Raw genomic sequence first — 13,212 nt, forward strand, 5'->3', positions numbered from 1 at the left:
ACCTACTGTAGACTTAAAACCTCGGTTATTTGGAATGATCCAATATCACCCTTTTGTCCGATAGCGTTGTTTCATAGGCTTATGTAATCTTACCTCCTAAATGTAGCCTGACGTTATTACGTCAGGATAGATCTCACCTGATGCAATAGCATCAGGCTACTGGGGTGTTGCATAAAGCGATCAACGATAAAAGGAACCTACACATGGATGTTATTCATCACGGCGCGTTTGAAGGGGTTACAGGCTCTTGCCACGAGCTATTTTTAGACAGTGACCACTCACTACTCATTGATTGCGGTTTATTTCAGGGGGCCGAGACTTCCGGTTCCGGCGCGAATTCTAACGCCCAGGAAATAGACTTTGATATAAGCAAGGTACAGGCGCTGGTAGTGACTCACTGCCACATAGACCACGTAGGCCGTTTGCCCTGGTTGCTTATTGCGGGCTTTGTCGGTCCCATATACTGCACCAAAGCCACCGCGCTGTTGCTGCCGCTGGTTATTGAGGACGCTCTGAAAATTGGCTTAACCCGTAATGGAGAAATTATTGATGCGGTTATTGCCCGCTTACGCCGCCAGCTGCGGCCTACAGCTTACGATAAATGGATTGAACTACCTGCGGACTTTGCCGCAGAGCGCTTTAAACTGCGTTTTCGTCAAGCCGGACATATTCTGGGCTCGGCCTATGTTGAAATTGAGAATGTGAGTACCCACTACCGCGTGGTGTTCTCAGGTGATCTGGGCTGTAAAAACACGCCACTATTGCCCGACCCTACGCCATTAGAGCGCGCTGACTTTTTACTGCTTGAAAGCACCTACGGCGACAAAAACCATGAGTCCCGCGCTGACCGTTCTCAGCGGTTAAAAGCCGTGGTTGAGCGTTGCGTGGAGAACAAAGGTGTTATTTTAATTCCGGCTTTTAGTATTGGTCGCACGCAGGAGCTTCTGTACGAACTGGAAGACATTATTCACACCGCGCGTGAGCAGGAAGCTGAAACCGGTGAGGTGAATAAAGTTTGGCATAAAATGACGGTTATTCTGGATTCCCCGCTGGCTGTGCAGTTCACAAAACAATACCGAACAATGAAGAATTTATGGGACGAAGAAGCTCGCAAACGTTTAAGTGATGACCGCCATCCGCTTAATTTTGACCGCTTGCTGACGGTAGATGAGCACAGCGAACACGAGCGCATTGTGAACCTTTTGCAGAGTAGCGGTGACCCTTGCATAGTTATTGCTGCCAGCGGTATGTGTACCGGCGGGCGCATGCTGAACTACTTAAAAGCTTTGTTACCAGACCCGCGCACTGATGTGCTGTTTGTCGGGTATCAGGCTGCGGGTACACCGGGACGGGATATTCAGCAATATGGTCCGGGTGGCGGTTATGTCGAGCTTGACCACGAGCGGGTTTGGATTAAAGCGGGCATCTATACCTTAGGCGGCTACTCCGCCCACGCCGACCAACAAGAGCTGCTGGACTTTGTTAACGCCACCGAAGAGCCGGTTAAGCGCATACGGTTAATTCATGGCGAAGCCGATGCACGACAAGCGTTAGCGGCTAAGATTAAAGCTCGTTACGGGTTGGACGTAGCCTGACATTTATGTCAGGGGCAATATCCCACCTGACATAAATGTCAGGCTACATTGTGGGCATATCAGTCCACAAAATAGTCCACGGGTAGGTTAAAAAATGTGGATAAGCCTTTGGCTTGCTTTAAATTAACGTTACGTTTTCCGTTTAAAATTTCGCTGATAACGCTTTGTGGAGCCACGTTCTTAAGGTCTTTCTGCTTAACGGACTTTGAGTCCATAAGCAAACGCAAACGCTCCGCCACAGAAACTTTGGGCATATCCATTTGCTTTTCAAACTCTTCAATACGATCAGCTATAGAGTTAGCAAAGACTAAAACAATGTCATTATCGTGCGTGGCGAGATCCGTTAAATAGTCCATAACCTCAGCACGTTCGAGGACTTCGTCTTCTGACTCTATTGGCATAGAAGTGTAACGAAAAAGCTCGTCTGCACTACCTGCAAATTTCATTGCCGTTGCACTTAGTGCGGAAGCAACTTGCCCAAGCGCTAAAATATCATCCTGTTGAGCATTCATAACAGCTACCTCTTTAATTTGCCCTGGTGTACGTTTTGTTTACACCATTTATCGTATTTCGCGTGCGAAAAAACGCCTCTGATAAACAATATGTCATGACCCAGTTTTGCAAGTATCCGGCAATCAGTACCGTGAACATCGAAAACATACAAATCAAACACTGAACCATAATCGCCATGCTCGTTCTTAAGCCGTTTCCCGGCAATACGATCTGTGTTCCAACCAGAAGCATCTAACCATGCTTTTTTAATCTCTTGATAAGAATTAGCGTTAAGCTGCTTCTGGTCAAAAACCTGACACCATAAATCTAAGCCTATCTGCCATTGCGGGTAGGCGAGCATGGCATCTTTTATTCGCTTTTTAGTAATAATTCGCAATGTGTATCCTTACACTTAAAACAATATCGCATTTTGCGATATTTGGCAATATCCGTTATTTGAGGCGAAATAGTATATTAGTTTTGATTCCGTTCGTGTCAAATTTAGGGGGTTTGAGTAGCCTGACATTTATGTCAGGGCAAATGTCTCACCTGACATAAATGTCAGGCTACATCGTATTCATGCCGGGGCTACGAAGAGGTCAGGTAATTTGATTGACAAATTCCCCGATGCACCTGTACCGGATATTACGCAATAGTTGCAATTCACCAGCTTTTCCCTCATAAACAGGCATCTCTTCTATCTGTGCAATAAGTTCATCTGCCTGCTGTTGAATTTGAACGCAAAGTTTGTCAATTTCACGCTCTGCAACACGCTGACTTAACCTAAGCTCTTGCGCGAAAACTAACACGTTCTCCCGGGTGACTTGCCCAAAGTTCCTCGCATTTCCCAATGGCTGAGACAACTCCTCATTAATATGCTCACCGGCAGCTGCGTAAACAGCTGTCGATAAAAGGTCATAATGTGGCATCAGCTGGCAGTCGTTCAAACTGTATGAAAATGTCAGGTTTTTTAAGTGAGCATCGCCGTTACCAACAAGGAAATTAAACAGCGCCCAGCGAAACAAACGGATTGCCGTTTGCGCGGGAGCTCGTGTCATTGCAATTAAACGATTAAGCGCGGTGACGTTACTTGCCCGGTATTTAGCCGATGCAGAAATATCCAAAATTTGGCAACCATCCAGAACATGAAGCCGCTTAATGTTTGGTAGTTGCCCAGTACGATCAAAGCGTTCAACAATGTAGACCGGTTCCGGGATGTAATCGATAGCAACACGTGGAACCGTTAACTGGCACTTTTCGGCTAATGTCATTACGAAGTGTTCATTGCGCACAGTAAACCAGTATGAGCCCGGTTCAGAGTGTTCCGGTTTTAAAATATGCGTTGATGGCACCTGCCCGCTTGGCTCAAACCGCTCTTTTCCTTTTATTACCAACAACATTTTATGCTGTGCGCCAGCAAGCGACATGCGCTTACGTTCTTTATTATTGAGCTGTGTTTTCGGCAATTTTTGAATTCGTTGGCTTAGTTCTTTGTCCGACAAAGGAAACAGTTCACCCGGCGGCAGTTTCTCATCGGGTTTTAGCAAGGTAATAGCACCTGCTGATTCAGACCCTATAGCCTCTAGAAGCGCAAATGCGTCCTCTTTATCTAGTTGATAGTCTTTTGCCAAAACCTCGCGGGCTTTCTCTTCCGGCAACAGGTTGTCAAAAAACCATTGAACTGGGCGTTTGGTGCCGGTATCGATATGCGCTTCTTGCCGTAAGAGGAGCGACGGAGTAAGCGGAAAGGCATTCGGCTTACTGAGCCAGTCGAGGGCGTATTCAAATGCCCATAAACCATTGTGCTCGCGCAGTTCGCCGACAATATTATCGTTGATATAAACGACAAGACGGCGTTCTTCAACTATGGATTCACTCATTGCCGGTTAGCTCTTGTAGCTTTTGATTGCATGAGCTGTCGGGGACATCCAAATACACTTTTATACCCAACGCTGAGAGCATGTTAAGCGCTTTCTCCAGTTGCACAGTTGGTTTTCCGTTCTCAAATTGGCTAACAAAGTTAATACCGCAACCAGCAAATGACCCAGCTGTTGTCTGATCCAGCTTTTGCTGTTGCCGCACAACTTTCGCTACTTTTCCAATGACCTTTGTGTTTTTCGCCTCTAACAACATAGTAGCTCCTAATTCACGCAATAGAGTGAATATAGAGCTTTTTTTAGATTAGATCAATTTAATTCATTAGATCTAATGAATATGCTTTATTTATTGTGGAGTTCTTGTTTATTCATTTGAACGAGTGAATGTAGCCTGACATTTATGTCAGGGCCAATATCTCACCTGACATAAATGTCAGGCTACATGGCGTGCACGTCAAGGGTACGTGGTGGGCATGTCCGGCGGCAAGGCGGGTGGTCACCCCCACTCAACAACAACGGGTTGTTCGAGGTAGGGGTTGTGGTGGGCGCGCAGGCTTTCTTTGGCTGCTTCTTCGGAGTTTAGTCCGTGGTCGATGCTGCCGTCGTTGTAGCGCAGGGCGAAGGGCTGGTTAAACGGCCGCGAGCGCACGCAGTCATAAAAGGCTTTCAGGGTATGACAGGTTGTCGCTGTCATTTTGCTGTTACTGGTGTTGTCACTGGACATAGTTCACCTCGCGCGTTCAGTCGATGCAGATTGATCCACTGTTGTTCAAAAAGTTCGTTAAAAGCGGCAGCCTTTGCCAGCGCCCGCTGAATGGTGGCTTCATCGGCTTCGACGATAACCTGCAGCCGCATAGGCCGGTGCACAAAGTCGCTACCGTTATGTACTGACTGCCAGGCCAGCCCCTGGCGCAAGTCACCACCGTTGCCTTCAAAAACACCAATGTCGTTGGCTACTCGGTTATGCAGCAACTTATTGCCGCTACCCAGTTGTTTGGGTTCGGTTACTGAGCAGTAGTACTGCCAGTTTATCCAGTTAGCGACCAGCCCCGGAGCGCTCATGAGCTGAGCCAGCAGTTCACCATTTGGGTCATTTTTACTGTTGTAGTCGTGCAGAAAGTTACTGCCGATGGTATCAGCCGAGGTTAGCCGATCAGCCTGTCCGAAAAATAAGACGTTGTTGTCAGCCAGCCCCCATTCCGGGCGTAGTTCAGCCCAATGGCCGGAACGTGTTTTACGGTCTTTTTCTGACTCGCCGCAGGCCTGGGTTAGCTTTTCTGTTGCTGCGCGGAACACTTGTTTGACGCTGTCCGGAACAGTATTGGACAGCCAGATAACCTTATCGGTTACGGTTTCATGCATAGCGGAATGGAACTGAGTAGCGTCGGGAATAGCAACGCCCTGCTCGCGCAATTGTTCACGAATATCCTGGTTGTTAAGCAGCCGCACTAATACCCGGGCACTTAACGCACCGGTTTGACCACCGCAGGCGCCGCAGTTAAGTCCTGCTCGTTGAGCATTGTTGCTGTGATGCGAGCCATGCCCGACCAGCACAATATGCCTCGCGAAGCGAGTAAACTGCATTCCCGCCAGAGCCTGCTGGCAAATACTCACCAACGATTCCATTGACGCCTCGCCGTTATGCTCACAAATGCTGCCGTCAGCAATGTACGCATTATTAGCTGTAGCCAGTTGTCCGGGCACTCCGGTGAGTAAGGACTTCAGTTTACTTAAGCCCAGTGCTTCAACGCCGCTGAACATGGAGACCGGCGCATTGAACATATTGCTTAATAAGGAACCAACCGATTGCTTACGCGCTGGTGCTTTAATGTAGTACGCCGGTTGCAGTAACCCCGGTACATGAGGAACATTGCGACCTTTACGCTGAATGGCCAGCGGCACCCCAAAGAACCCGGCAAAGCCTTTGCTTTGTACTAAGCTGCCCAGGCTTTTCCCAGCCTGTTCCAGCGCACGACGATAACGCTCTGAGCGCACATCAATACAGAACACCGCCTGCACGTCCGGCGCGTTACTCTCTTCTACTGTGTCGGGTTTAAACTGCAAAGTGTTTAGCTGCGAGCGTTCGTAAACCGCCTGCCATTGCCACAATAAGCTGTTGTGCTGCTCAATATGAGCCACCTGCCCTTCACAATTTTCAACTTGCGCGCTTAAAGCCTGCTGCAGCTGCTGATAAACCTTAGTATTGGTGCGCTCGGCCAGCTGCCACAGAATGTATTCCCAGGCCAGACGAATGCACAGCAGTTCGAATACCCACTGGCTGTCCTGACGAGCGTCCTGATAGGAAAATGCCGCGGCCCAACCCCATAAGTCACTGATAAGCGCCTGGCTGTAACAGCGTAGAGCGTAATCTGACGCGTCACTTAAAAAGTTGTCATGGCACACTTGAATAAGCTTGTGTGGGTCATCCGGCAATTGTGCGAACAATTCGGTGAGTTCAGCCTCGTCCATTAAGGTTTCAATGCCGCGATCGGCACGCGAAATAGTCAGCCAATGCTGATACAACGAACTGTCTTTACCGGCCTGCTGAAAGCGGGTTGGAAACTGCATGAATAAGCCACAGGTTTGGCTAATTTGTAGCACCACTTCGTCGTTCCAGCGCATTTTGCGGCGACGCCGCGTGTATTTGTCCACTAACTGACTGAGGTTACGCCACTGCGGCAGTTGCGCTTTTAGCAGGGAGCGCTGCTCCAGCTCGTTTACCATTTTGTTGGTGACCAGCGCTGCGTCTATTCGATTTTGCTGCCATTGTTGCCAGTAAAAGTCCGGGCTCATGAGCAAACGTGTTCCGGCGCTGTAACGCCAGTGCGCAGCAACACCGGCTACCGGCTGTTGGCGGTAATGCCAGAAGGGGTTAACCGCTATCCACTGAGACAACGGCCATTGTGGCGCAATGGCTTTACTCACCTGCCCGGCAATAGTCGCTAAACGATTCGCTGCGCTCATGAGTGTTTCTCCTGCTGAATGCGACCCTGCCGCTGGTAATAGTGAATGGGGTGACTGGGCCAGAGCCACAGCACCAGCCGCGTTAACCATTCGTCTAGATACAACCCGGCGTTTAAGGTAATGAACCAGCGCTGGCTAAGCCGGTGCGACGGCGTGTGATGCACCAGCCAGTAGGTAAAGGCGAAGGCGTTAAACATAAGGGTTACAGCAGGCTCCAGCCAGACGTTACTGAATGGTGGCTGCGGCTCAATAATCTGATGCGCCAACGCACCCAGCAAAAGGTAAACTACGACAGTTAACGCCGACACCGCAATTCGCAGAAGCTTCTGATGCAGGTTCATCCATAAGGTAGTTAGCGCCATGGCGAGTAACGCCGACGGAAGCCATTTAGGGTTACCGAGAAACCACCAGCAGGCAGCGGCAATAATGCCCTGAAACACCATAAAGACAACGCCAATACGCCACAACGACCGGGCCTGAGGCTGCTTTATTATTGCGACCTCGCTTACCGACAAAAACGCATGGGCTTTATAAACCGAGTGCGCCACCAGGTGCAGTAGGGCTAAGTCGTAATAACCTAAGCCAATTTCCAGCAGCATAAGCCCCATTTGCGCGCTGGTAGACCAGGCTAAGCGCACTTTTATGCTAATGCGGGTGGCCATAATAAGAGCGGCAAAGCAGCACGACGCTGCCGACACCAGACACAGCAGCCACACGGCCGGCGCGCTGTTACTCCATAGCGGTACGGTTGCCAGCAGTAAAAAGCCGCCAAGGTTAATAATACCGGCATGCAACAAAGCTGAGACCGGGGTCGGTGCTTCAACCACCTGGATAAGCCAACCGTGCAAGGGTAGCTGGGCGCATTTAATGAGCGCCGCCATAACCAGGCACAGCGCGGCAATATGCTGAGAGAGGTGCGTGGGGGCAGTGCCGAACTGCTGCAAAGCCGTGTCCAGCTGCAGACTGCCGGTTGTTAAGTACATAATAATAAAAGCCGTGCCCAAAAAGGTTTCGGAGCAGCGTGCCAGAATGAATTTTTTATGGGCAGCCAGTACGGCGCGGTCGCGTTCGGGGTAGAACATAAGCAGGCTGTGCAACTGCAGGCTTATTGCCATCCAGGCGGCGAAAAAGACAATAAGGTTATTGCTGACAATAAGAATGAAGACCGCTATAAGGCAGCCAACCAGCTTGGTGACGAATGCGCGGCGGCGCGGGTCCAGCCGGAAATTTCTGAAGGCGTAACGCGTAACGACCCACGCTAATACTGCAACCAGCACCAGTAAAACCGGTCTTATGCCCGATAGTGTCAACCATTCCGCCATGAATGCGCCTCGTGTGTCTTCTTTGGAGCAATTATGGGGGCTGGCTTGATGTTAAGTAAAATAGATATAAACTATAAATTCATTCGCTTTAAGTGAACGGTTGGTAAGCCCGATGAATTATAAACACCTTTATTACTTTTGGCACGTTGCAGAAAACGGGCATTTAACCCAAACCGCGCAAAAGCTTCATGTGTCGCAGTCGGCGTTGTCGGCGCAAATAAAACAATTGGAAGAGTGGCTGGGTACGCCTCTGTTTGAGCGCACAGGGCGTAAGTTAGTACTGACTCAGGCCGGGTACATTGCGCGCCAGTATGCCGACCGCATTTTTCACGAGGGTGAGAACCTGGTTAACCAGCTAAAGCAAGGTATGGACGGCAGCGATTTGGTTGTGCGTATTGGTCATGCCTCGACCATGTCGCGTAACTTTGTGGAAGCTTTTATTCACGAGCTGGTGCATCAGCAGGACGTTCAGTACCGGCTGCATTCGATGACGCCGGACCAGTTATTTAATGAGCTGGCGGATCATCAAATTGATATTGCGCTGGCCAATACCAGTGTTCGCGGCAGCGACAAGCAATTGTGGCAGAGCCGTTTACTGGCGCGGCAGCCGGTGTCTGTTATTGGGCCACCGGGTCGTGACATTGAGCAGTTAACCGATGTGGCTTTGCGCAATAATAACTGGGTGTTACCGCCGGAGAATATGCCGCTGCGGGCGGCTTTCGATATGCTCAGTGCGGAGTACAACTGGCAACCGCGAGTGCTGGCCGAAGCCGACGATATGGCAATGCTGCGCCTGTTGGCCAGGGATACCGGCGCGCTGGCAGTTATTCCGGACGTTGTGGTACGGGACGAGCTGACCAGCGGGCAATTGAAACGCTATTTAACTCTGCCCAATGTGTTCGAGCATTTTTACGCCATAACCCTGAAGCGCCCATTCGAACACCCCATGGTCGCCAAGCTGCTGCAGCGGTTTGTTTAATGTTACGTGAACTACACCCACCGAATGGGTTGGCGGCCGTGTTGCTGCAAATAGTCATTGGTTTTGCGGAAATGATTGGCGTCGAAGAACCCACGATGTGCTGACAGCGGCGATGGATGCGGCGCGGTCAGTATGCAATGTTTGTTGCCGTCAATAAGCGGTATTTTTTTCTGCGCGTGCGAGCCCCAGAGCAAAAACACCACATGATCGGTAGCGTCTGACACCTTGCTGATAACCGTATCGGTAAAAGTTTCCCAGCCCCAGCTGGCATGACTGTGCGCATTGCCCTGCTCTACGGTGAGCACGGTGTTGAGCAACAACACGCCCTGCTCGGCCCAACTGGTTAAATCACCATGCTGTGGTAAGACGGTATCGGGGTAGTCTATGGCTATGGCTTTAAACATATTGCGCAGCGACGGCGGAAACTTAACGCCTTCGGGTACCGAAAAACTTAAACCATGCGCCTGACCGGGGCCGTGGTATGGGTCCTGCCCCAGAATAACCACTTTAATGTTTTCCGGATCGGTGAGCTTAAGTGCGTTGAATACGTCTTCTTTGGGCGGATACACTACGGTTTCCTGCCGCGCCTGCTCTACCCGCTGCCACAGCTGCTGAAAATAAGGCTTCTGCTTTTCTTCGGCTAAAAGAGTGCTCCAGGGCATAGTCTTATTCCTTTGTTTTGTGTCGTGCCGGGTTCCACGTACGTTGTTGCTGACGGCGTAGCCTGACATTTATGTCAGGTGAGATATCGTTCCTGACGTAAACGTCAGGCTACAATTAATTACGTTTCATAACCATTAGGGTTTTGGCGTTGCCACCGCCAGGCGTCTCTCACCATATCTTCCAGACTGTGTTGTGCCGTCCAGTTTAGTTCTTGCTGAATTTTCGCGGTATCTGCCCAGAATGCCGCTAAGTCGCCCTGTCTTCTCGTTTCAAAGGTAAAAGGTACTGACACATTATTCGCCTTCTCGAAGGCCTTAACCATGTTCAGCACCGACACTGGCTGACCGGTTCCTAAATTGTAGGTATGTACTCCCGAGTGCTGCGCACATTTCTCAGCAGCCACCTGGTGGCCTTTAGCTAAATCGACTACATGAAGATAATCACGCTCGCAGGTACCATCCTCGGTCGGGTAGTCGTTTCCAAAAATGGATAACTTGTCTCTTCGCCCTATGGCTACCTGTGTGATAAAGGGCAACAAATTATTAGGAATACCTTTTGGGTCTTCACCAATGAGTCCACTGGGGTGCGCGCCAATAGGATTAAAATAGCGAAGTAAGCTGACCGACCAGTCCGGGTCTGCATGAGCTAAGTCGGTGAGTATACGCTCCACTATGGCTTTGCTCTCCCCATAAGGGTTGGACGTACTGCCTCGCGGCATAGATTCAACATAAGGCACAGGCGCTTCAGCGCCATAAACCGTTGCTGATGAACTAAAAATGATGCTTTTCACTCCAGACTTATGCATCGCCGAACATAAAGACAAAGTTCCGTTTACATTCGTATCGTAGTACTCCAGAGGCTTGTTCACGCTCTCGGCTACGGCTTTTAGTCCGGCAAAATGGATAACGCTGTCGATACTGTGGAGGCGCAACAATTGCTCGACTTTACCAGTATCGCGAATGTCTCCTTTAACAAAAACCGGTCTTTTACCGGTAATTTGTTCCACTCTTTTAAGGCTAAGATCAGAGCTATTAACTAAGTTATCCAGAACGACCACCTGGTGCCCTGCAGTGAGTAATTCAGCCACGGTATGAGAACCAATATAACCCGCGCCTCCGGTAACTAAAATTTGTGACATAGCCGTCCGCTTGATAACTGGTGTTATTTATTCTAACTAACTTACCGATGTTGTACTAACCGCTTCAACTGCTGCTGATAAAAGCTAATAACTTCTGCACATTTAGCCTGCGGTTCGAAATTACTCATATCATAGCTTACCGGAGAAGAGTTCTCAGCCGCCTGACGCATTTGAGTTGCCAGTTGTTGCACGTTACCAATTTCACTTAACGGATAGCCGAAATATGATTGTAAATACTTTCCGCCCTCTGAAGCGGTTGCGACAACCGGAAGCTCAGCATGCATTGCCTCAAGGAAAACCAATCCGAAAGGTTCGCTGTTGGCTGCACTCACAAAGACATCAAAACACGCCAGCCAGTCCTGCGGCTGTTGAGAAAACCCCGGCATAATAATGCTATCGTCAGCTTTATCTCTAATAGACTGCCAGTTTTTTCCATCACCAACAATTACCAGACGGCTATTAGGCACCTCAGCTAAGTTAAAAGCATCAACTAGCGTTTCGTGTCCTTTACTGGCGACAACACGGCCTAGCGCACCAAAAACTATCGCATCATCAGCTATGTCATATTGCTTGCGTAGCCGCTGGCGTGCATCGCCGCTAGCCGCCAGGGGCTTGCTCCAATTATCTATCTGTGTGCAATTCTGTCGTAAAGCAGCCGGAATCGCATCAAGCTGCCACGGCGCAATAGCGATTAACGCATTCAAGTGTTTATGTTGTTGAGGCTTATAGTAAATATGTAACGTCGCAACTCGTAAACACTGACCTTTCAACCCTTTCAAAGCTTTACAGGCAGCACTCAAATGCGCATGTGCAACGTCTGGATTTATTGTTTTAATGAGTCTACGGCAGCGCCAGCGTGCCAGTCCACGCCAACCACTTACTACATGAATAGTAACGTTTTTATTAATATGCTGGATAATGGCGTTATCGCGTTGCTCAGTGCCCCGGCAATGCAAGATCATACTGACATCGTGCCCGGCTTCCGCCTGCAGATTAGCCAGTTCTACCGCATGCCGTTCACTACCCGCAAAGCTGTGTGTCAAAATGGCATGTACTATTTTCATACACCAGTCCCTGCTGCCTTTGCTGCTGCAATATAGTGCTCAAGGACTCGCGTTGGCTCCACTTCTTTACGTAGCGGCCAGGCATTTAAATCAACTTCCGGAGCTGTCTCTATAAGCTCATTGGCTCGTTCAGCTAATGCATTAGCATCACGGCAAGGAACTAACCAATCTTCATGAAACCCCTGTAAAACATCGCTCGGCCCCGACGGACAGTCAGTTGACACAACGGGCGTTTCACAGGCTAACGCTTCAACAAGCACATTTGATAACCCTTCATAGTCGGAACTCAGTAAAAGTAATTTGGCATGTTTCATCCAGTAATACGGGTTGTCTACCTGTCCGGGAAGAATGACATTATCTGTGAGATCACGGCGTGCCAATTCCTTTTTTAACTTTTTTGACACACGGCATAACAGCACTAACTTCAGGCTCGGGGTTTTACGTAAAATCAGTTGGAATGCATCAAACAAAATATCATGGCGCTTAGCCTTAGCGTATCGACCTACATGAATAATATAGGGCTCAGCTACGGGTGGCTTTTTATCCACTTTCGCAAGAGAGCGAATTTCTTGAATATCAAAAGGATTAAATATAGCCTTTATACTCAATGGCTTAAGCCATGATTCTTGTTCTGTTTCAGCTTTTAACGACGGTGAAACCGTAATGAGGTGCTGGCCGACAAGAGCTTTTTTCTTGCGCTTGAGACGTATAAATTTCAACCAGCTCATACGCCGGTAACTAGCCAATTCTTTCGCGATTGATGTATGAATTATATGTAAAACGGGGGCATCAATAGCTAGTTTCTGAAGTAACATGCTGGCTTCGTCTAAGTGACCGAATACAGCCAAAACCCCTTCTTCCTGCTCAATACGTTGAATTCGTGAGGATAACAGTCGCAGAGCTTTTTTTTGCTTCCAAATAAAATCAAGGTTTTTTGCGTTACTCAACGGTAAACGATGAATATTGGGTATGTCCTTAATATCATATGTACAAATTTCACTTAGCACGATTAAGTGCGACGAATACCCCTGTTCAAGCGCGGTTTGGTGTAAGCGCATACAAACCTTTTCCGCTCCTCCACTACTTAATGTAGGGATAACATGAATAAGAGCCTGCAT

General features: G+C 48.9%; 13 protein-coding genes. 2 read left to right on the forward strand and 11 right to left on the reverse strand.

Annotated elements, in window-relative coordinates:
- Window positions 1–203: 203 nt before the first annotated feature.
- A complete protein-coding gene (locus DEU30_RS07500; RefSeq protein WP_114981879.1) occupies window positions 204–1,595 on the forward strand; it encodes an MBL fold metallo-hydrolase in 1,392 nt (463 codons plus the stop codon).
- Window positions 1,596–1,654: 59 nt separating this feature from the next.
- Here the strand turns inward: DEU30_RS07500 and DEU30_RS07505 are convergent, their stop codons facing one another.
- The 7 genes from DEU30_RS07505 to DEU30_RS07535 form a co-directional block, all read right to left on the reverse strand.
- Window positions 1,655–2,107 (reverse strand): hypothetical protein, encoded by a 453-nt coding sequence (locus DEU30_RS07505; RefSeq protein WP_114981878.1) that lies wholly within the window; start codon window positions 2,105–2,107, stop codon window positions 1,655–1,657.
- Window positions 2,108–2,112: 5 nt separating this feature from the next.
- Window positions 2,113–2,484, reverse strand: coding sequence for a type II toxin-antitoxin system HigB family toxin (locus DEU30_RS07510; RefSeq protein ID WP_114981877.1), 372 nt, complete (start codon window positions 2,482–2,484; stop codon window positions 2,113–2,115).
- A gap of 202 nt (window positions 2,485–2,686) precedes the next feature.
- Entirely contained in the window at window positions 2,687–3,967 is a 1,281-nt protein-coding gene (locus DEU30_RS07515) for a HipA domain-containing protein (RefSeq protein WP_114981876.1), read from the reverse strand.
- Window positions 3,960–4,220 (reverse strand): helix-turn-helix domain-containing protein, encoded by a 261-nt coding sequence (locus DEU30_RS07520; protein ID WP_114981875.1) that lies wholly within the window; start codon window positions 4,218–4,220, stop codon window positions 3,960–3,962. The genes DEU30_RS07515 and DEU30_RS07520 overlap by 8 nt, the downstream gene beginning before the upstream one ends.
- Before the next feature lie 240 nt (window positions 4,221–4,460).
- Window positions 4,461–4,688: a hypothetical protein gene (locus tag DEU30_RS07525; RefSeq protein WP_227016342.1), complete on the reverse strand. Its 228-nt coding sequence runs from the start codon at window positions 4,686–4,688 to the stop codon at window positions 4,461–4,463.
- Entirely contained in the window at window positions 4,655–6,928 is a 2,274-nt protein-coding gene (locus DEU30_RS07530; protein ID WP_034818454.1) for a putative inorganic carbon transporter subunit DabA, read from the reverse strand. Before DEU30_RS07530 ends, DEU30_RS07525 begins: the two co-directional genes overlap by 34 nt.
- Window positions 6,925–8,250, reverse strand: coding sequence for an NADH-quinone oxidoreductase subunit L (locus DEU30_RS07535; RefSeq protein WP_114981874.1), 1,326 nt, complete (start codon window positions 8,248–8,250; stop codon window positions 6,925–6,927). The genes DEU30_RS07530 and DEU30_RS07535 overlap by 4 nt, the downstream gene beginning before the upstream one ends.
- Before the next feature lie 112 nt (window positions 8,251–8,362).
- Here DEU30_RS07535 and DEU30_RS07540 point away from each other — a divergent pair, with 112 nt between their 5' ends.
- Window positions 8,363–9,229: a LysR family transcriptional regulator gene (locus DEU30_RS07540; RefSeq protein WP_011233782.1), complete on the forward strand. Its 867-nt coding sequence runs from the start codon at window positions 8,363–8,365 to the stop codon at window positions 9,227–9,229.
- Between the two features lie 11 nt (window positions 9,230–9,240).
- Here the strand turns inward: DEU30_RS07540 and ung are convergent, their stop codons facing one another.
- The 4 genes from ung to DEU30_RS07560 all read right to left on the reverse strand — a co-directional run bounded on the left by ung (window position 9,241) and on the right by DEU30_RS07560 (window position 13,212).
- Entirely contained in the window at window positions 9,241–9,891 is a 651-nt protein-coding gene (gene ung / locus DEU30_RS07545; protein ID WP_011233781.1) for a uracil-DNA glycosylase, read from the reverse strand.
- Between the two features lie 119 nt (window positions 9,892–10,010).
- Complete coding sequence (galE, locus tag DEU30_RS07550; RefSeq protein ID WP_114981873.1) at window positions 10,011–11,030, reverse strand: UDP-glucose 4-epimerase GalE; 1,020 nt, start codon at window positions 11,028–11,030, stop codon at window positions 10,011–10,013.
- 41 nt (window positions 11,031–11,071) lie between these two features.
- On the reverse strand, window positions 11,072–12,094 hold the full coding sequence (locus tag DEU30_RS07555) for a glycosyltransferase (protein ID WP_114981872.1): 1,023 nt from the start codon (window positions 12,092–12,094) through the stop codon (window positions 11,072–11,074).
- Window positions 12,091–13,212 carry a glycosyltransferase gene (locus tag DEU30_RS07560; protein WP_114981871.1) on the reverse strand — a complete coding sequence of 374 codons (1,122 nt, stop codon included), beginning with the start codon at window positions 13,210–13,212 and terminating at the stop codon, window positions 12,091–12,093. Before DEU30_RS07560 ends, DEU30_RS07555 begins: the two co-directional genes overlap by 4 nt.

It is taken from the genome of Idiomarina sp. 017G, assembly GCF_004362265.1.
In the GTDB taxonomy this organism is placed as follows: domain Bacteria; phylum Pseudomonadota; class Gammaproteobacteria; order Enterobacterales; family Alteromonadaceae; genus Idiomarina; species Idiomarina loihiensis.

Coding starts and splice junctions, on each gene's coding strand:
- DEU30_RS07500 (WP_114981879.1), top strand. CDS start 204: ATGGATGTTATTCATCACGGCGCGTTTGAAGGGGTTACAGGCTCTTGC.
- DEU30_RS07505 (WP_114981878.1), bottom strand. CDS start 2,107: ATGAATGCTCAACAGGATGATATTTTAGCGCTTGGGCAAGTTGCTTCC.
- DEU30_RS07515 (WP_114981876.1), bottom strand. CDS start 3,967: ATGAGTGAATCCATAGTTGAAGAACGCCGTCTTGTCGTTTATATCAAC.
- DEU30_RS07520 (WP_114981875.1), bottom strand. CDS start 4,220: ATGTTGTTAGAGGCGAAAAACACAAAGGTCATTGGAAAAGTAGCGAAA.
- DEU30_RS07525 (WP_227016342.1), bottom strand. CDS start 4,688: ATGTCCAGTGACAACACCAGTAACAGCAAAATGACAGCGACAACCTGT.
- DEU30_RS07530 (WP_034818454.1), bottom strand. CDS start 6,928: ATGAGCGCAGCGAATCGTTTAGCGACTATTGCCGGGCAGGTGAGTAAA.
- DEU30_RS07535 (WP_114981874.1), bottom strand. CDS start 8,250: ATGGCGGAATGGTTGACACTATCGGGCATAAGACCGGTTTTACTGGTG.
- DEU30_RS07540 (WP_011233782.1), top strand. CDS start 8,363: ATGAATTATAAACACCTTTATTACTTTTGGCACGTTGCAGAAAACGGG.
- ung (WP_011233781.1), bottom strand. CDS start 9,891: ATGCCCTGGAGCACTCTTTTAGCCGAAGAAAAGCAGAAGCCTTATTTT.
- galE (WP_114981873.1), bottom strand. CDS start 11,030: ATGTCACAAATTTTAGTTACCGGAGGCGCGGGTTATATTGGTTCTCAT.
- DEU30_RS07555 (WP_114981872.1), bottom strand. CDS start 12,094: ATGAAAATAGTACATGCCATTTTGACACACAGCTTTGCGGGTAGTGAA.
- DEU30_RS07560 (WP_114981871.1), bottom strand. CDS start 13,212: ATGCAGGCTCTTATTCATGTTATCCCTACATTAAGTAGTGGAGGAGCG.